The sequence below is a fragment of the Dickeya sp. NCPPB 3274 genome, assembly GCF_000406205.1.
Lineage (GTDB): Bacteria > Pseudomonadota > Gammaproteobacteria > Enterobacterales > Enterobacteriaceae > Dickeya > Dickeya fangzhongdai.
The window spans coordinates 1-16,458 of record NZ_AOOH01000057.1; the positions used below are offsets into that span (position 1 = coordinate 1).

Here is a 16,458-nt window from a genome sequence, read left to right on the forward strand (position 1 = left end):
ATCGCAGTTACCCCCGTTTACCACCGCCCGCGCCAAAGGCCGCATCCATCGCTGCGCCCCCTTTGGTGGGGGGCTTCGCTCCTGGATGCTCGCGGACCGTGGAAAACGGGGATAACTGCATAAGTATCGTGTTTCGTCTGCAATACAGGTTCCGATGCAACAGATCCCCGCTGTAGCAAAAGACGAAGACCGAAAACCAAAAACATCTCTCGTCGAGGCTGGTTACGCAGGTGATTAGCATTGGTCACACCCAACGCATATAAATATGCAAACCAGCAAGCCCCGCCATTAGTGCTCATATGACATATATGCCTCAAATTTAAGCTAATAAATAAAAGGAAAAAAAAATCATAAAAATCATCAGATAAGCACATATATGCGCATCACAGATGATTTCAGTAACTGTTTATATTAAAGTTATACAAATTACTAGCACCGTTAAGGGGGGCGAATGGGGGAAAAATCAGGTGTGATAAGTTTCTATGCCGATAGTGAACTAGACGGACTATTACGAGAGGAGGCCAAAAAGCGCGGGATATCAAAGCATGCTCTGGCAAAATTTTTTACGAGAAAAGGTCTGCAAGACCTAACGATAACTCATGATAAGAAAATTAATGCGAACCTGAGAATTGATGCAAATACATTTTACATCCTACGAAACGGACTGATTCTGTTGATCCAATCAGTAAGGCAAGACATATCACATGATGAAGCCATTAATATGGTAAATGAACAAGTCTTGTCTGGAGCAAGGGATGATGCTGCACAATTACTAAAGAGCTTAGGTATAGAGGATTAAGAGAGTTTATATGCTAAATAAAAAGAAAGAAAATGGAACCATTGTTGATGTGACAAGGGGGGGGCAAACCCTCTCTCATTTTTTGAGAATGCTGTTTCAGATAGTGACAAAATATACGAAGATTGTGATGGTTGTTTACATCACATCTACCGTAATTATGACACTAAACCTAACATCGGATAGCGATGTTTATTACGGGGGGAAGTACGCGATATCGAGCGTTCGAGTCTATTATAATTTCGGGGCTGACCGTGCAATATCACTGGATTTACCAACCGGTGAGAAAGTCCAAGTGTCGCACAGACAAATAGCCAGCAGCCAGGCCATTAAGCAGCATTATGAAACTCTCATTGATGGATTTATTTGGTCAGCAAAGATATCAGCTTTACTTGCAACACTGGTTGCCTATGCTCTTTTCATTTACTTAAAAAGAAGGGGGAGAAAAGACGCGGGAGATGAGCATAGGCGCGGTGCCCAGATAGAAGAAAAGGAGATATTGAAGAAATTAGTGGGTGAGAAGTTGAAAGCAGAGAGAGAGCCTAGCTTGTATAATATCTGTGGTATTCCATTATTGCCAGAACAGGAATGCACAGGGATTATGACAATAGGATCGCCGTCAGTTGGTAAATCCAATGCCCACAGAGATATATACAACCAGGCCAGAGAACAGAATCACAAGGCGATGATCTATGATGTCGGTGGTGAGTTCATAAAGAGATTCTACCGCCACGGACATGATGTCATTCTAAGTCCATTCGACGAGCGAAGTTACTCATGGTCGCTGTGGGGGGAAGGGAAAAACGAGATAACGTATAACAGAATAGCTGAGTCAGCCATTCCTCTTTCAGATAAAGGCGATCCATTCTGGACAATGGGGCCGCAAATTATCCTATCATCCCTTTTGGATGAATTAGGTCAGCGATATAGGGAACCCAAGGTTGAACATTTGATGAACATCATCCTTCGAATGGATGATAAAAAACTTGCAAGCGTTTTGGCCCACAGCGACGCCAGAACTATATTCAACATAGATGTTGAAAAAATGGCTGGTTCACTTCGATCTGTCATCACTACTTATACTCGCGGATTGAAATATCTTTCTCTAATGAAAGGGCCAGATTTTTCATTCAAGCAATGGTTACATGACGATGAAGATCGGCGGTGGGTTTTTATCCCGACAAGGGATGACATGAAAAAAACACTAAAAGAAATCCATACAATGTGGATTGAAACAGCATGTTCAACGATTCTGTCTCTTGACCCGGAAATCTTCAGACGGATAATTCTTGGGCTTGATGAGTTACCCAATTTGTACCCAATAAAGTCGCTATTGGATGTTGTTGATTTAGGCCGTAAACAAGGTGTTGTTCCTATCATTGGGGCACAGTCAGACTCTCAATTAAGAGATAGATATGGCAATGAAAGAAGCAAAGCCCTCGCTGATAGCATGGGGGTATTTATGGGCTTCCGAATTAATGGGAAAGATGGAGCTAAATGGGTAGCAGAACAACTAGGAAACAATGAGGTAGAAGAAGCAGCGGAGAATTACACTGTATCTGCATCAGATACCCGAGATGCAACAAACGTTCACAAAACGCCAAGAGAAAGGACTCTGATGTTATACAGCCAGATCCAGAACCTGGATAACAGAGAGTGCATTTTGAAGCTGGGGAGAGGGTTGCCAGTTGTAAAACTTGAATATGAATTTAAGACAATGCCTACTATTGCCCCTGCCTTTATAGACATAGATGAGATGGTGAACGGGAACCTACCAAGCAAACTAGAGTACGATAATGCGTTAAATCCAGATAGTGTCTTGAAAGGCATTTTTAACGATGCAAAAGCGAACAATATCGAAAGCCTGTTGAGCTGGGAATCCCAAAGGAAAAATAGCGAGGAAGATAAGAAAAAACCAGAAGGTGACGGTGTCCCAATGGGGAATATTGAACATGTCAAAGAACAGCAAGAAGAGAAAGAAAAAAAACCGCCACAGTTAGTAAAACCACTAGATATTGATATTGGTTCAGGAGACTAACGATGTTAAGCATTACGAAAGTTGCCAATATTAGACAGGCTGGTAGTTACTATATTAGTAATGATAACTACTACAGCAAAGACACAGGGGAAGTAATCTGTGAGTGGGGAGGAAAAGGGGCGAAAGAGCTAGGCATAGAAGGGTTATCTATTGATAAAAAACAATTCACGGAACTCTTAATGGGACACATAGAGGAAGGAATTGAATTAGGAAGGACTAATGTTGATGGGTCAAAAGACCATGTACCTGCATGGGACTTCACCTTTAGCGCTCCCAAAGGGGTATCCATACTAGCATTAGCGGGCGGAGATAGCCGCCTGGTAGCCGCTCATATAGAGAGCGTGAAGGCTGCCATGACATTTTTAGAAAAAAACTATGCCAGAACCAGAACATTCAAGGATGGCGTTTATGTCCGGGAACGTGTGGATAACTTGCTTTATGCATCGTTTGTACACACAGAGTCAAGAGCACATGATCCAGCACTACACTCTCACAATGTAATCATGAATGCAGTGAAAGACTCTGAAGGGAAGTGGAAGAGCCTAGAACCGATAGAAATGTATCAGGCAAAAATGATAACGGGCCTGGCCTATAGATCTGAAATGGCAAAGAGGACCAAGGATATTGGGTATGAGATTGATGTTACCGACAGGCAAAAGGGGTTCTGGGATATTTCAGGAGTTCCAGACAACGTCAAGGATGCTCTATCAAAAAGGAGAAAGATAATTGAGCAAGCGATTAAACAAAGAGGACTAAGCGATCAACGCTCGATTGAGCGGGCCACCTTGTATACCCGAGATAGCAAACGACCGATTGAACAGATAGAAAGGGATGCAATCTGGACTGACACGATAGAGAGCCTAGGCTTCAATATGGCGGAAGTTATTCAGAGAGCAAAAGAGGTCCATAAGAGCTATGAGAACCACTCAGACCAACATGGCGTAACTGTAGAAGCGACAGACCATAATGGGCTTGAGAGTGAGTTAATCTCAGACGTCAGGTTGGCATACAAAGTATTATCAGAAAATGAATCGGTAATAGGGCACGATGAAATCCTAAATGAAGCGTTAAGGATAGGTCTGTCAAAGCATGGCATTGACGACATTAACGAGGGGATTGATTACTTAATAGACAATGGTGAGTTAATTCCAAGGGTTAAATCATCCTATACGACCCCTGAAATCTTAAAAAAAGAGACAGAAATTGTCCAAATAATGCTGACCGGGAAAAACAAGCATCCCATAATAATGGACAAGACTGACGCATCAGATCATGTAACTAAGTTTCAGAAGTCGGAAGGGATAATATTTTCTGATGACCAACGAGATAGCATTATCGGAGCACTAACCTCTCCTGACTTGGTGACAGGGATTAAAGGTCATGCGGGGGTTGGGAAAACAACGTTAGTCCGGGGAATAATAGATGCTGCAAAGAAAATGGGGTATGACGTAGAAGGGGTGGCTCCAACTGGATCAGCCAGTGATACACTGCAAAATGAGGCAAATATAAAAGCAGCTACGATTGATAGCTATCTTTATAAATTCAGGCCGGAAAATATAAATGAAAAAAGCCTTCTCATCGTTGATGAAAGTAGTATGTCAAACACCAGTCAAATCTTAGATCTTCTCAAATTAGCAAAAAAAACCAACACAAAAATATTAATGCTTGGTGATGAAGATCAACATGGGGCTGTTGAAGCAGGAAAACCATTTGGGTTTTTAGCAACTTTCGGAATGAGAGTTTCAGGAGTAACAACAATTCAAAGACAAAAAAACGAAGATTTACTCAATGCTGTAAAATCAACGATTGCTGGTGATATTTCATCAGCCTTTGGTTTTATGGGGGATAACATTATTGAAAGTAAGGACCCAATGGTGACGTTGTTTTCAAAATGGAAATCTCTAGATAAAGATGGGCGAGATTCATCACTGGTAATAATTCCCGCAAATGAAGACAGGGCTGAATTCAATAATGCAGCAAGAAAATGGCTACAAGAGTCAGGCGTCATATCTAAAGATGAAATAGAGGTTAATGTGTTGACCCCTTATAGTACAAATAACGCTAAAATGCATGATTCAAGGTACTATGAAAATGGGCTGGCTATTGAGGTTCAAAAGGACATAGGTGAAATAAAAGCGGGGTTTTACACGATAAAAAGCATAGATAACAAAAGAAATGAGCTAACGATAACTCCAAAGAATGACGAAAAAGAAATAAAAATAAATTTAAAAGATATGTCAACAAGAAATGATTTCAATATGTCAGTTTTCAAGAAAGAGAACATGAGCATATCTGTTGGTGATAAAATCATTTGGAACAAAACACGGAATGATGTTGGTATAAAAAACGGGGAATCACTATCTGTCAAATCTATAAATAAAAAAGATGGTTCTTATATTCTAAAAAAAGAAGATGGAAACGAGTTTTCTTTCAAAGGTAACGAATGGACTAACATTGAACATGGATGGGCATTGACATCATATAAAGCACAAGGAAAAACTGTTAATAGAGTAATGGTGTTAATGGAATCGTGGAGAAAAAACCTTGTAAACAGAAAATCATTCTATGTCGCTCTTTCCAGGGCAAGAAATATTGCAGAGATTTTCACTGAAAATAAAAAAGATTTGCTGGGAGCTATAAATGAGAGATTGGCTGAAAAAACAACATCTCTAGATGGTGTAACACTGTCAAAAATAAAAAATGACGCAATCATTGCCGGAAAAGATGATATTGAGAGAAAAAAAGCAATAAGTGAGCAGGTATACAAGGAAATTGAAATAACGGTAGATAAACTATCTGCAAAAAAATCCGTGTTTAGTCATATAGAATTAATAAGAGAGTCCATGAAATGGACTTTAGGTAACTATGATGTTCAGGATATTGAAGATGTAATAGAAAAAATGAGAGGGAATGGACGGTTAAGTTTATCAACCATAAAACAAAAAGGGAATTCATACGATGCCCTTTACACAACAAAAGAGAATATAAAGGTAGAGAAAAATATTGTCGTGCATCTTAAGCAAGGCGTAAAGAGGTTTTCAAAAATATCCCCTTCAAGTGCAATAAATAAATTTGTAGAAGCTCAAAATTTAAGAGATGGAGGAAATATTTCAGAAAAAGAACATCAAGTATTACTTAATGTAATGGGATCTACTGATGAAACAGTCATGATTGCTGGCTATGAAAATAGCGGTCATAAGGAGCTTATCAGAAAAGTTGGAAGACACATAGCCGAACAAAATAAATATAAATTCCGAGCGTTTTCAACAAATAACGACGGGGTTACCGCCTTATACAAATCTGGTTTACCAGCGAAAAATATATTTTATCACATAAATAAAATTGAGCAGTCAATAAAAGAGAATACGAGAGTAAGCGGAAGAAGGGAAATTTGGTATGTAGAAAACGTATCACTCCTTGGTGCAGAAGAAACACTCAAATTGATGAAGTTAGCAAGATACAGTGGGGCAAGATTAATTTTATCTGCCGACAAAAAAGAAAACTCACTATCGTGGGGCGCTATCCCTGATTTAATACAGCAACAGGGGCTTCATTTTGTCTCTATGGATGGACAAGGAAGTGCAAGAGTAGCCTCTACCAATAAAGCAACGACAGAACTTTATAAAGGGGATGTGGATGAAGCGCTGAAAGCACTAGACCATATGATCCATTCTATCGATGGAAAGACAAAGCAAGAAGGTATAAAAGCCAGGCTGAACGCCATAGCAAATATATACCTAAATTTATCTAAAGAAGAAAGAGAATCAGCCGGTGTTCTGCTACCTGATCACTACAAGAGATATGATGTCAATCAACTCATTCGTGATGGACTAAAAGTGGAGGGTAGTATAGAAAAAGAAGGTATAGATACAACTGTTTTTCGAGAAATTCACCTTGATCCCTTTGAAAAAAGGGAGGCTAGGTTTTACAAGGAAGGATGGGTTGTAGAGATGGAGTCGGATAAATCTGATTATTTAAAAGGTGACACCTTTGTAGTTGAATCGATAAATGAGATAACAAATAAGATAATCATATCATCGACAAAAGATAAATCTATCAAGAAGGATTTTGATGTTTCCAAAATAAGCTCTACAAAAGGTAATGGGATCATTATTTATTCTCAAGAGAATAGAGAGTATGTAAAAGGTGATGCAATAAGATTTACTAGGGCCTTACCGAAAGGTAAAGGGTCCGGGAACCGATATTGTGCCAGAAACACACTAGCTAAAATATTAGATATCAACAAAAAAACAGGGGATGTAACGGTAAGATTAAAGAATGGGAATGAAGTGACATTTAATTCAAAAGAATGGAAACACACTGAGTGGGCATATTCTATGCATAACTACCATGTTAAGGATAATTTATACAATAAAATCATAACACTAATGGAGTCGTGGAATAATAATTTTTCAACACAAGGTGTACTGCATAATGCGCTTTCTCATGCGAGTGACTTATCCATTATAACTGATGATAAAGTAAAACTGATAGAAACGCTGAGGAACAACGATGACTTTCAGAAAACAGCTATTGGAATGAAGAAAATAGCATTAACAAAAGATGAGAAAGAGAGTTTCGACTCTCTTTTTGGTAAAGCACTCACACCAGCAGAAAAGATAGCAACAAAACTGGAATTGGTGACGCAAAAAGTTATAAACAAATTTAAAGAAAATAGGAGAAATGATATTGAAAAAGCTAAAGAAAAAATGTATTCAAGGCAGAAATCACTTTGATAATATAGTTATATGGGAATAGCGACTTATGGCGCTATTTTGTCAACTATAATAAATCCGATCCGGGAGAGCCTGGCAGTGGACATTTTTTCCGATAGTGTGGTTTGGTCCAGCAGGTGGCCCGGTGCGGGGACGTAAAAATGGCGTGGTGGCCATCCTCCTGTCACTAGATGTAGTAGCATTCTCAGCTGGACAGCACACAAGATGTAGTATCGGGCGGGGGGGGACAGAATCACCTGAATGTCCAGGCCGACAAAAAGAGTTCCTGAAAAGGATTGGATGTGTAGCATCATTGCTACACCAGACTATTCTGGCGATTGAGAAACATCATGGTATGGCCGTTCAGCGTCGGGAAGATTTTGACGCTCTGAGACGAAAGCGCTGACTGCACAGCGTGCAGTTCTGGCGAGTTTATGACGCTAAATCCAGCACCACTGGAAAAGAAGGAGGCCGGAAATGAAAATCAATAAAGAAGATAATCTGGATAACTGCCCGGACTGCGGCGAAGATATGCATGCCGGGAAAACCCGCTGTACGCGCTGCCAGCGTGAGCACGATGCGGAAAACATGACCGAGGAAGATTACCGCGCGTACCAGGCAGTGTTACCCGGTGGAAGCAGGGTTTGCGATGTGCCGCAATTACCCCTTATCACTTACACTGTGGGCTTGAAATCCGTGTCAGAAATGCTTACCGGGCAGGAACGCCAGCGGTATGCAACCGCCATCCGTGAAGCGATAAAGGCGGCGTATCCAGAATATGACGTTGTTGTGTCACTGGATAGCTCCATCGGCGGTGCAGACTGTCAGGTAAGTAATGATCCGTATGGTGAAACGGATATTGTGGAACATACGTATTCAATCGGCCACAGCATCTGGATAGGGGCGGCGTGGCTGGATAGATAAGCTGAATGTTCAAACAGCCGCGAAAGCGGCTTTTTTGTGGGTACTGGACAGAGTCACCTGAATGTCCAATCAGTGTTTTTGGATGCGATATGTCCAGTCGCCACCTTCAATAGGGTATAGACGGACAATAGGATCTGCCTTGATTGCTCTGGCAATATCACGCACAGAGGCTGGCCTTGGCTCTTCATCAGAATCATCTGCCGGTTCAAGGCAGTATTGGTTTGCCATCGCGGCACAGACCGCTTTCAGGCTGCGATACACATCCACGTCATAACCATCATCTACTACTGTGTAGAGAGTCACGATCTTCATCCTTATTTTTATCAATCCGTGTGGATTTATTCATCATAATCACCGCTCTGTCCAGGTGAGCGATTATGCGACCTTACTATTGGACGGTATGACCATGCTTGTTTTTGGTCTGGCATATCTGCCCCGCTTTTTATAGCGGAGATCCGTGTCAGCTATCCTGAATAACGTCCGGTCACGGGGTGACCGACGCATTGATGGTTTATGTTGGTACCGTTCCGGCCACGGAAGGGAAGAGGCCGAAAGGTAACGCTCTTTACGGGAATTCTCTTCTTGCTGGTAAGCAACCATCAGCCTGAAAACTGTAGTTGTAGTCATGTAATATTTGCACCGCTCAATTAACGAACACACACCAATAATACCAAGCCAGATCATGCACTGCCAGCAGGGCTGGACAGAATCACCTGACTGTCCAGGTGACAGGGGAAATGAGAAGCTGGCAGTAGCCAGCTCGATTCATTATTGTTTTTTTTGCCAGTATATCAGCAGGGCAACGAACAGAATCGTCGCCCCCTGTGAAACTGGCGTGGCTGTCAGGAACGTCTCTAATAATGGAACCATTTTAATACCTCCGTTTTTAAAGGGCATGCACCCGGCTACAGGGGATATTGTTCTGTCACGACGCGACGGGCGGTAACGAAAACGGTTAGAGGATGCCATTAATACACGGGGACGATCTTCGTGGGGGTTGTCAGAAAAAACGCGTTTTTTTGGTCGCCGCGGCGTACTTACACTGCCACCAGCCTGGACAGAATTACCTTTGTGTCCAGGTACGCGGGGGAATTAAACGAGGGGCAGTATTCAGGTGTAAAAAAACGACTGGTGAACATTGTTCAAATGATATGATAGCTTTAATATCTATCACACCATAAAGAGGCCATATGGAATTATCACAGCTATCCGTTCGAATTTTGCCGACACTGATCACCCGCCTGAAAGTCAGAGCTAAAGAAGAAAGCCTTTCTGTCAACTCGCTCGTTGCTTCAATGATTGAAACTGGGTTGAATGACGGCGGGGTAAGCGCCGAATACGGGAGACTGAAAGCAGAACCCACTGTTGCCCTGGCGAATATTCATCGTAAGCTGTGTGATCTGTGGGGTAACGGAAATACATCACCTTTGTCAGAAGCTGAAATTAAATTTCTGGCAGACGGCACGCGAGAGCATATGGATAATATCCCGCTGGCTGGCAGCTATTACAATAACATTCACCAGTTGGCAATAAGCCCCAAAACCATTACCGGGGAAGACGATTATCGTTCTCTGCTGGCATTCTGTATTCGCCATTATATTGCTGATATGAACGAACGTATGCAGTTTGCAAAGACGCAATGCCCGGATAACATCACTTCATCAAACCTACATATCAAAGTCGGAGATCTGGTCTTTACCATTAACGTAACAGGTACTGAGTTTAACCGATTTGCCAGCACTGACGAGCGACGCCCTCCATTATTCAGCATGCAATGTAAAGGGAATAACTTTGAGGCTACGCTGGATTGGGACGTGTTTACCGCGCTGGTTCGGTTACTGGACGTATTCAAGAAAGGGGAGGCGAGTGAAAGCCGCAGCGGTGCGGCAGCGCGATTAATCAGGAACGGGGGTACACAGGATGAGTGGTGGCTATTGCTAGGGAAACTACAGTTGCGCGTGGGTCGTAAAACACTGGACGCGCTGGCCTCAGAAATTGGCGAACTGGTAAGTGGCACATGGTCAGCTACCTTTGCACAGTTAATCATTCTGTACGGGGAAGGATAATAAAGGCGGGACGCCGGACAGAATGACCGGACTGTCCAGGTGCGCGATTATGCGACTACTATTGGACGGTATGACCATGCTTGTTTCTGGTCTGGCATATCTGCCACGCTTTTTATAGCGGAGATCCGTGTCAGCTATCCTGAATAACGTCCGGTCACGGGGTGAACGACGCATTGATGGTTTATGTTGATACCGTTCCGGCCACGGAAGGGAAGAGGCCGAAAGGTAACGCTCTTTACGGGAATTCTCTTCTTGCTGGTAAGCAACCATCAGCCTGAAAACTGTAGTTGTAGTCATGTAATATTTGCACCGCTCAATTAACGAACACATATCAATAATACCAAGCTAGATCATGCACTACCAGCAGGGCTGGACAGAATTACCGCTCTGTCCAGGTGGGCGGGGAATTAAAAAAAAGGCCGCTAGTTCGGCCTGCTACTCCCGGAATTCATCCGGCATTGCTGGATTCGTCTTCAATTCCCCACTGACAATCACATACAAGGACTTGACTAAGATATTGTGCAATTCCGGGCAAAAGATCAGTATCAACATTAAATTCCTTTGCAAGAATAAACATAACATCCGCGTCTACTTCATCGTCAGCAATTTCTCTAGCCATAAAAACCTCAAAGTTATCGCTGTAATAGCGTTAAATAAATATTATTCGGGCGACTTCAATAGTGGGACGCGCTCGCGATCTGTCATTTGTTTAAATTCTTCATCCTGTTTATAAAAATCGTCTCTTAATTTATAGGCCGCAAACCTGTCTTTTTTGCACATATCTAAATGTATTTTGCTGCATAGAGCAAACCACAATGTATGCACCCCCCATGCCGCATTATGATACATTCCCGCAATTTCTTCACGATCTGCATTAACAGCCTCTTTCATATAGTCTTTTATACGCTCAGTGGTAATTTCTGTTATTTCATCATAATTCATGACTTACCCTCATTGGCTAATAATCATTGATCCGACGCGTCAGCGCAGAGGGGGCAGTGGCATTTTTCTGGGGCCTCAGTCCGGGAGAACGCCGTCAGATTATGCAGGCGGACGCGGGGGATGCGTCGAAACGCCATATGACCACAAGATAGCGTCAGCGCCCACACCCGGCCACCCCGTTCACCTTCGGTGATATCGATATGGTTCACTTCCCTCCAGTATTTCATTCAAATCCCTTCTGTTTAAATGCTTATCAGTCGCTTAAATAATAGATTCTGGATGTCCTGCTTGTGAGCCAGAATTGCGTGCGCTGTAATTACATCATCCTCTACTGAATACAGTACCCTGTAACCGTCCGGGGTATTGCACTCACGGTATTTCGCACAGCCAATCTTGAGTAATTCTGGACATACCTGACATCCAAGCGGAAAATCACTGACCCGGTTTTCGAAGTGTTCAATGATGCCGCTGATCACCTCCTTTGGTTCGGCCTCGATACGGCGTAAGTGGTTGGTAATATCTTCAAGGCAAACTTTTACAGTACGTGTGTACTGGATCATCACCGTCATTACAGACCTGCCAGTAGTTGTTCTTTACTGAAGAGGTTACCGTCTGCCTTGTCTTTCTCTGAAATTGTCAGCAACTTCAGCAGCGCGATCGCGTTCTGGCGCTCCTGTTGCGCGTCATAGGACTCGATCACATAGGCCGGAACCCCGTTCTGAGTGACCAGAATCGGCTCAGCCAGATCGAGTGATGCAGCGTTTTTTTTCACATAGCTGATAGTTTCAACTTTCATAGGAACCTCACATAAACGCAGAGGTTTAAATGTAGTCTTTATTTAGTCTTTTTGCAATGCTCGACTGGACAGAATTACCGGAACGTCCAGACTGACGCGGGGATTAAAGGGTGGTATATAAAAGGACGCTGAACGGTCAGAGTGAAGAATGGAGCGTGACGGGCAGATTAATAGCGAAACTTCAGAAAAAGCCGCGAAAGCGGCTTTTTTGTGGGCGCTGGACAGAATTACCTGACTGTCTAACGACGCGGGAAATTAAACGAGGGACGTAAAAAAACCGACTGGTGAGGTCGGCTTTTTTACTGTTCTGGCTTAAGACGCTTGGCCCTTACCTGAATAGAACTGTCTTTAACTAACGGTTAAATAGTACGCTGTCCAGTACCTAAATGCAATGTTCCCTGATAATAGGTATAATCAGCCCGTTAGCTCTGCTGACAGTTCCGCTTCTGCGAACATACGCGGTATGAACGCTTTCAAGTCCTGGCCTGAATTACGGGTGGTGCCGGTTCCGGCGCTCTGGCGGGAGTGGAACTGTCTTTAACTAACACTGGAGATAAAGCCGCCGTGACAGGCAGTGTAAGAGTAAGCGGCGGTGTTCTCACTCCATTTCATGGAGTAAACGGATGATTGATAAAGCAATCATCGTTCTTGGGGCGTTAATCGCGCTGCTGGAACTGATCCGTTACCTGCTTCAGCTCATGAACTGATAACGGAAACGTAACTAAGGGCGAAGGGCTAACCACTCTTCGCCCTTTAATATTTGGTGGGCAGAATAACCGCTCTGTCCAGGTGAGAGCACTTCTTGTCAAAAGAACTAGGTGGTATGACTATGCTCGTTTCTGGCCGGGCATATCGACCACGCTTTTTATATGTCAGCTATATTGAATAACGTCCGCAACGTGGTTGATATATGCAGAACTGGACAGCTTCGCGGCTTTGACGGCATGATTCAATCACCCTATATAGTATAGATCCAGATCGAAATATTGATTACAGTCATTATTACTAGCGACCAGAAGAAAAAACCACTAGAAAAGGATATCATGAGAGTTGGGGTGAGGACTGCCATAAATGCTAAGTAATTCAGTTCATCATGCCAGCTGCCTCTTTCAAAGTAGAAAATCATCCAGCCCAAACACCACAAGCCTAAAATAATAGGTAGAGTAGTGGTGTCATTGCTGTCATACGGTGCGATCGCTGTTGCTAAGTCTATAAGCGGTTTTGAGGGGAACATTTTATCTCCTATGCTGCCCGGCGGATAACGAGAATCATCGAGTTAAATTACTTGAGTGTCAATTTAGACCTGACGTCTTTCACGATACAGTAGATGATGCAGTAGATCAGGAGTAGTGCTGCAATACCTAGTGATCCTATCGATACCTCACGAAAAAGAAAGGCTATGGTCGTCACTATCATATCTATGCTGTTCATTGCCTGATAGTCATTAAAAGAGGGTGGTTTTAAGACTGCGTTTATAAAAAATATGACGATATCCATAGAAAGCTCCTATAATAACCAAATGTTTATTTTTCAACTTATCCTTTTTTACTAATTTTAGCAGATGGGCGAACGTTTGTTTTAAAAGATGATATACGAATGAAATTAAAGTCAACCTTCCCGTTTTCAATATTAGTAGTTAGGTTTCCCATTACCACTGCATCCTTAATAGTGTTCACCGATTTTAAATATTCGACTACTTGTTCATTTTCAGATTTACCTCTATACGAATCAGCAGAGAAAGCACTGAAAGAAAGAGATAATGCAATGATAGCTATGAAAAATCTATTCATATTGTTTACTCCCCAACAAGGCTTTTTAACGGAATACCGAACATCTCATGTAGTTTCTTAATCATCGGTAGTGTCAACTTACGTCTACGATTAAGCACTTCATAGACACGGTTGGATTTTCCAATAGCTGGTTCAAGGTCTTTTATTGTCAATCCCCGTTGTTCCATTCTGAACTTAATAGCTTCAATTGGATCAGGGGCTTCAATAGGATAGTGTTTGTTCTCGTAATCGTTAATCAGTACACACATGATTTCAAAAAAATCCCCCTCTGGGGTATCAGCAGGAGGCTTGTTATCAAACATAGGTTCTACAGCGCGTAATGCTGCTTCATAGTCCTGTTCTGTTTTAATGGGTTTAATTTGCATATCAAAAATCCCTTAGTGCTTTGATAGGAATTATCTTCATACATTGAATGTATAGTCCCATTTTGGGACTGATGCAAGTTTTTTATCCCGTATTGGGACTTTAAGAAAAGATGAATGGTTGTCAGGGAATGGAATGGTAATGCCAAAAATTTAAACAAAGGCAGAGAAAGGCCGCTATGCGGCCTTATTGTTTTTTTTTATTGTGACCAGATCAATAAGTTTCTTTCCTGATATCAAATTAACGTGGGGTGAAGATGATATAATTTTTCTGATCTCATCTGTTGTCTGTCCTGTGTGAATGAAAAACCCACGACATTTATTTTTATTGACTAATCTAATGAAATCCAATACGTGCTCTTTTTTTATCTTCCCTCTATATCGTTTGGCCTGGATAAGATGCAGGTTACCATCAAACCAAACTTTACCATCAATCCCTCCATCCCCGCTATATCGAGAGTTCCTCTCTATTTTATATCCTTTAATTTCGAAACAACATAATATTGTTTCTTCAAACACATAGGGATTGATTTTTTTTAGATAATTCATCTTCTGAGCATCATTCATTGACTCTATTTTAATGATTATTTTTTTAGCCGTATCTATGTACCGCCCATGTTTACTAGGTTTGTATTTGAAAATGAATAGAATAGAGCAGATCATAAAAATTATAATCAACAACTCATTTTGCGGTAGCATATATATCATCACCTCCTTCATTGTTATTGCCTTTCAGCAACTGAGGAGGGGGCATATCTTCATTGTTCTCCCCCGTGATCTTATGCGCAGGAATGCTTTTCATATCCGTTATTTGTACTTTTTCTTTCAGCCAGCGAACTTCATCGTCATCATCTAATCTGAACGAGTGAGACCGCATCTCACCCTTTGTGTCATCCTTGCTGTAGACAAAGAGGCATATAATTGAAAAAAGAAAACCACCGATTAAGATCAAAGCCAAGCCTAACCACATGTTTACCGTCATTAGTCATCCTTTTTTTGTGCATGCACAAAATCAAACAGTGTGTTGTAGATAGAAGGCAACGCAACCAGCCCAGTTATGAGTAGCAAAATCACCTTCATAAATGCATCCAACGGACCTGATGATAAGGTCCAGTCAGACGTGATACCCAGCGCGAAAAGGAAGATGACAAAAACGTGGAAGCGATCTTGAACATTTAGCTTTCGCAGTGAGAAGTGAAATATAGCTAACACCACCAAATCAAAAAGCGCTTTAGAGGGTAGCGTAATAATTGATAAAGATAGATTGACTGAGTATAAGAAAGGAATGATGCTCCACATTATTACAGCCCCCCGACCAGCTCCATTGATTCGTAACCTTTGACTTTAAATAGGGATTTGGTGACAGCTCGCACTGCTTCATCTCTCATTGAAGAAGATTCTGAAGAACCTGTATTCAGAGCCAACATTTGTGTCTGCGGTCGTTTCTTTCTGGGGAAAGGAACCGATGTGTCTATGTCAGTTATATCAACAGGCAACGCCGCCCAGTCCGGTTCCAACTTATATTCCGGGCGTGTCTTTTTTAGATAGCCGTATCTTGCTTTTACTTTTTCTATATATATCTTCCTAGCCATAAATAATCCCGGCTTCGTGCCAGTGTTATAAATCCCTACGGAATTCCAATTGACACCGTAGTCCGCAAAATTTGTGGCAAGTATCCAGGAACCAGCATCTATAGATGAACATGCAGAAGATTTTATTCGTTCCAGTGTAATTCCATTCTGGACGAAATGAGGGTGGCTAAACCACCAGCCACTAATTTGCATCATGGTATATGCAGGGAACCCGTCTGCACTTTTATAGTTAACTGCCGAATTATCTAATTCGGACTCGGTAGATGCAAGAGCCTCAATTAAAAGGGGGTCTACCTTATATTTATTTGCTGATTGTAATATGCAGCCAAGGACTTCCTGCATATCCACCTGTGCCGATTGTGACGCCAAAGGCAATGCCAGTCCCATCAACAAAATCAAGTTGATCTTTCTCATGATTTTTTGATCCTATACAAAAG

Annotated in this window: 18 protein-coding genes; 6 read left to right on the forward strand and 12 right to left on the reverse strand. The window is 42.0% G+C overall.

Translation table 11 applies throughout. From position 1 onward, the window contains the following. Positions 1–451 precede the first annotated feature (451 nt). The 4 genes from DXX3274_RS00140 (at position 452) to DXX3274_RS00155 (ending at position 8,473) form a co-directional block, all read left to right on the forward strand. Positions 452–799, forward strand: coding sequence for a hypothetical protein (locus tag DXX3274_RS00140; RefSeq protein WP_042857884.1), 348 nt, complete (start codon positions 452–454; stop codon positions 797–799). Between the two features lie 10 nt (positions 800–809). Next, complete coding sequence (locus tag DXX3274_RS00145; protein ID WP_050569751.1) at positions 810–2,834, forward strand: type IV secretion system DNA-binding domain-containing protein; 2,025 nt, start codon at positions 810–812, stop codon at positions 2,832–2,834. A gap of 2 nt (positions 2,835–2,836) precedes the next feature. Beyond that, entirely contained in the window at positions 2,837–7,570 is a 4,734-nt protein-coding gene (mobF, locus tag DXX3274_RS00150; protein ID WP_042857885.1) for a MobF family relaxase, read from the forward strand. A gap of 456 nt (positions 7,571–8,026) precedes the next feature. Next, positions 8,027–8,473 (forward strand): hypothetical protein, encoded by a 447-nt coding sequence (locus tag DXX3274_RS00155; protein WP_042857887.1) that lies wholly within the window; start codon positions 8,027–8,029, stop codon positions 8,471–8,473. Positions 8,474–8,542: 69 nt separating this feature from the next. On the opposite strand, the gene DXX3274_RS00160 is transcribed toward DXX3274_RS00155, so the two are convergent. Both DXX3274_RS00160 and DXX3274_RS23885 read right to left on the reverse strand, forming a co-directional pair. Further along, positions 8,543–8,776, reverse strand: a complete 234-nt coding sequence (locus DXX3274_RS00160; protein ID WP_152495191.1) for a hypothetical protein — start codon at positions 8,774–8,776, stop codon at positions 8,543–8,545. A 465-nt stretch (positions 8,777–9,241) separates the two neighbouring features. Next, a complete protein-coding gene (locus DXX3274_RS23885) occupies positions 9,242–9,343 on the reverse strand; it encodes a hypothetical protein (protein WP_193747017.1) in 102 nt (33 codons plus the stop codon). Positions 9,344–9,663: 320 nt separating this feature from the next. Between DXX3274_RS23885 and DXX3274_RS00170 the strand changes: the two genes are divergently transcribed. Next, entirely contained in the window at positions 9,664–10,539 is an 876-nt protein-coding gene (locus tag DXX3274_RS00170) for a hypothetical protein (RefSeq protein WP_042857893.1), read from the forward strand. A 448-nt stretch (positions 10,540–10,987) separates the two neighbouring features. Here DXX3274_RS00170 and DXX3274_RS23890 read toward each other — a convergent pair whose 3' ends face one another. The 4 genes from DXX3274_RS23890 to DXX3274_RS00185 all read right to left on the reverse strand — a co-directional run bounded on the left by DXX3274_RS23890 (position 10,988) and on the right by DXX3274_RS00185 (position 12,277). Next, positions 10,988–11,158: a hypothetical protein gene (locus tag DXX3274_RS23890; RefSeq protein WP_193747018.1), complete on the reverse strand. Its 171-nt coding sequence runs from the start codon at positions 11,156–11,158 to the stop codon at positions 10,988–10,990. Between the two features lie 41 nt (positions 11,159–11,199). Further along, positions 11,200–11,481, reverse strand: coding sequence for a hypothetical protein (locus DXX3274_RS00175; protein ID WP_042857895.1), 282 nt, complete (start codon positions 11,479–11,481; stop codon positions 11,200–11,202). Positions 11,482–11,723: 242 nt separating this feature from the next. After that, entirely contained in the window at positions 11,724–12,050 is a 327-nt protein-coding gene (locus DXX3274_RS00180) for a type II toxin-antitoxin system RelE/ParE family toxin (RefSeq protein WP_042857897.1), read from the reverse strand. After that, complete coding sequence (locus DXX3274_RS00185; protein ID WP_042857899.1) at positions 12,050–12,277, reverse strand: type II toxin-antitoxin system Phd/YefM family antitoxin; 228 nt, start codon at positions 12,275–12,277, stop codon at positions 12,050–12,052. Before DXX3274_RS00185 ends, DXX3274_RS00180 begins: the two co-directional genes overlap by 1 nt. Positions 12,278–12,900: 623 nt before the next feature. On the opposite strand from DXX3274_RS00185, the gene dinQ reads away from it, so the two are divergent. Continuing rightward, positions 12,901–12,984: a damage-inducible type I toxin DinQ gene (dinQ, locus tag DXX3274_RS23220; RefSeq protein ID WP_077911453.1), complete on the forward strand. Its 84-nt coding sequence runs from the start codon at positions 12,901–12,903 to the stop codon at positions 12,982–12,984. 828 nt (positions 12,985–13,812) lie between these two features. Here the strand turns inward: dinQ and DXX3274_RS23535 are convergent. From DXX3274_RS23535 to DXX3274_RS22315, 6 genes are all read right to left on the reverse strand, one after another. Then, positions 13,813–14,067: a hypothetical protein gene (locus DXX3274_RS23535; RefSeq protein ID WP_152495194.1), complete on the reverse strand. Its 255-nt coding sequence runs from the start codon at positions 14,065–14,067 to the stop codon at positions 13,813–13,815. Positions 14,068–14,072: 5 nt separating this feature from the next. After that, positions 14,073–14,432 carry a type II toxin-antitoxin system HigA family antitoxin gene (locus tag DXX3274_RS00200; RefSeq protein WP_042857903.1) on the reverse strand — a complete coding sequence of 120 codons (360 nt, stop codon included), beginning with the start codon at positions 14,430–14,432 and terminating at the stop codon, positions 14,073–14,075. A 174-nt stretch (positions 14,433–14,606) separates the two neighbouring features. After that, positions 14,607–15,128: a restriction endonuclease gene (locus tag DXX3274_RS00205; RefSeq protein WP_042857904.1), complete on the reverse strand. Its 522-nt coding sequence runs from the start codon at positions 15,126–15,128 to the stop codon at positions 14,607–14,609. Continuing rightward, the gene (locus tag DXX3274_RS00210) at positions 15,112–15,411 is read right to left on the reverse strand and encodes a hypothetical protein (RefSeq protein ID WP_042857905.1); all 300 of its coding nucleotides are present in this window, start codon (positions 15,409–15,411) and stop codon (positions 15,112–15,114) included. Before DXX3274_RS00210 ends, DXX3274_RS00205 begins: the two co-directional genes overlap by 17 nt. Further along, on the reverse strand, positions 15,411–15,728 hold the full coding sequence (locus tag DXX3274_RS00215) for a hypothetical protein (RefSeq protein ID WP_042857906.1): 318 nt from the start codon (positions 15,726–15,728) through the stop codon (positions 15,411–15,413). Before DXX3274_RS00215 ends, DXX3274_RS00210 begins: the two co-directional genes overlap by 1 nt. A 2-nt stretch (positions 15,729–15,730) precedes the next feature. Beyond that, positions 15,731–16,435: a lytic transglycosylase domain-containing protein gene (locus tag DXX3274_RS22315; protein ID WP_050569752.1), complete on the reverse strand. Its 705-nt coding sequence runs from the start codon at positions 16,433–16,435 to the stop codon at positions 15,731–15,733. Between the last annotated feature and the right edge of the window lie 23 nt (positions 16,436–16,458).

Coding starts and splice junctions, on each gene's coding strand:
- DXX3274_RS23885 (WP_193747017.1), bottom strand. CDS start 9,343: ATGGTTCCATTATTAGAGACGTTCCTGACAGCCACGCCAGTTTCACAG.
- mobF (WP_042857885.1), top strand. CDS start 2,837: ATGTTAAGCATTACGAAAGTTGCCAATATTAGACAGGCTGGTAGTTAC.
- DXX3274_RS00145 (WP_050569751.1), top strand. CDS start 810: ATGCTAAATAAAAAGAAAGAAAATGGAACCATTGTTGATGTGACAAGG.
- DXX3274_RS00140 (WP_042857884.1), top strand. CDS start 452: ATGGGGGAAAAATCAGGTGTGATAAGTTTCTATGCCGATAGTGAACTA.
- dinQ (WP_077911453.1), top strand. CDS start 12,901: ATGATTGATAAAGCAATCATCGTTCTTGGGGCGTTAATCGCGCTGCTG.
- DXX3274_RS22315 (WP_050569752.1), bottom strand. CDS start 16,435: ATGAGAAAGATCAACTTGATTTTGTTGATGGGACTGGCATTGCCTTTG.
- DXX3274_RS00215 (WP_042857906.1), bottom strand. CDS start 15,728: ATGTGGAGCATCATTCCTTTCTTATACTCAGTCAATCTATCTTTATCA.
- DXX3274_RS23535 (WP_152495194.1), bottom strand. CDS start 14,067: ATGAATAGATTTTTCATAGCTATCATTGCATTATCTCTTTCTTTCAGT.
- DXX3274_RS00200 (WP_042857903.1), bottom strand. CDS start 14,432: ATGCAAATTAAACCCATTAAAACAGAACAGGACTATGAAGCAGCATTA.
- DXX3274_RS00155 (WP_042857887.1), top strand. CDS start 8,027: ATGAAAATCAATAAAGAAGATAATCTGGATAACTGCCCGGACTGCGGC.
- DXX3274_RS23890 (WP_193747018.1), bottom strand. CDS start 11,158: ATGGCTAGAGAAATTGCTGACGATGAAGTAGACGCGGATGTTATGTTT.
- DXX3274_RS00180 (WP_042857897.1), bottom strand. CDS start 12,050: ATGACGGTGATGATCCAGTACACACGTACTGTAAAAGTTTGCCTTGAA.
- DXX3274_RS00175 (WP_042857895.1), bottom strand. CDS start 11,481: ATGAATTATGATGAAATAACAGAAATTACCACTGAGCGTATAAAAGAC.
- DXX3274_RS00170 (WP_042857893.1), top strand. CDS start 9,664: ATGGAATTATCACAGCTATCCGTTCGAATTTTGCCGACACTGATCACC.
- DXX3274_RS00185 (WP_042857899.1), bottom strand. CDS start 12,277: ATGAAAGTTGAAACTATCAGCTATGTGAAAAAAAACGCTGCATCACTC.
- DXX3274_RS00205 (WP_042857904.1), bottom strand. CDS start 15,128: ATGCTACCGCAAAATGAGTTGTTGATTATAATTTTTATGATCTGCTCT.
- DXX3274_RS00210 (WP_042857905.1), bottom strand. CDS start 15,411: ATGACGGTAAACATGTGGTTAGGCTTGGCTTTGATCTTAATCGGTGGT.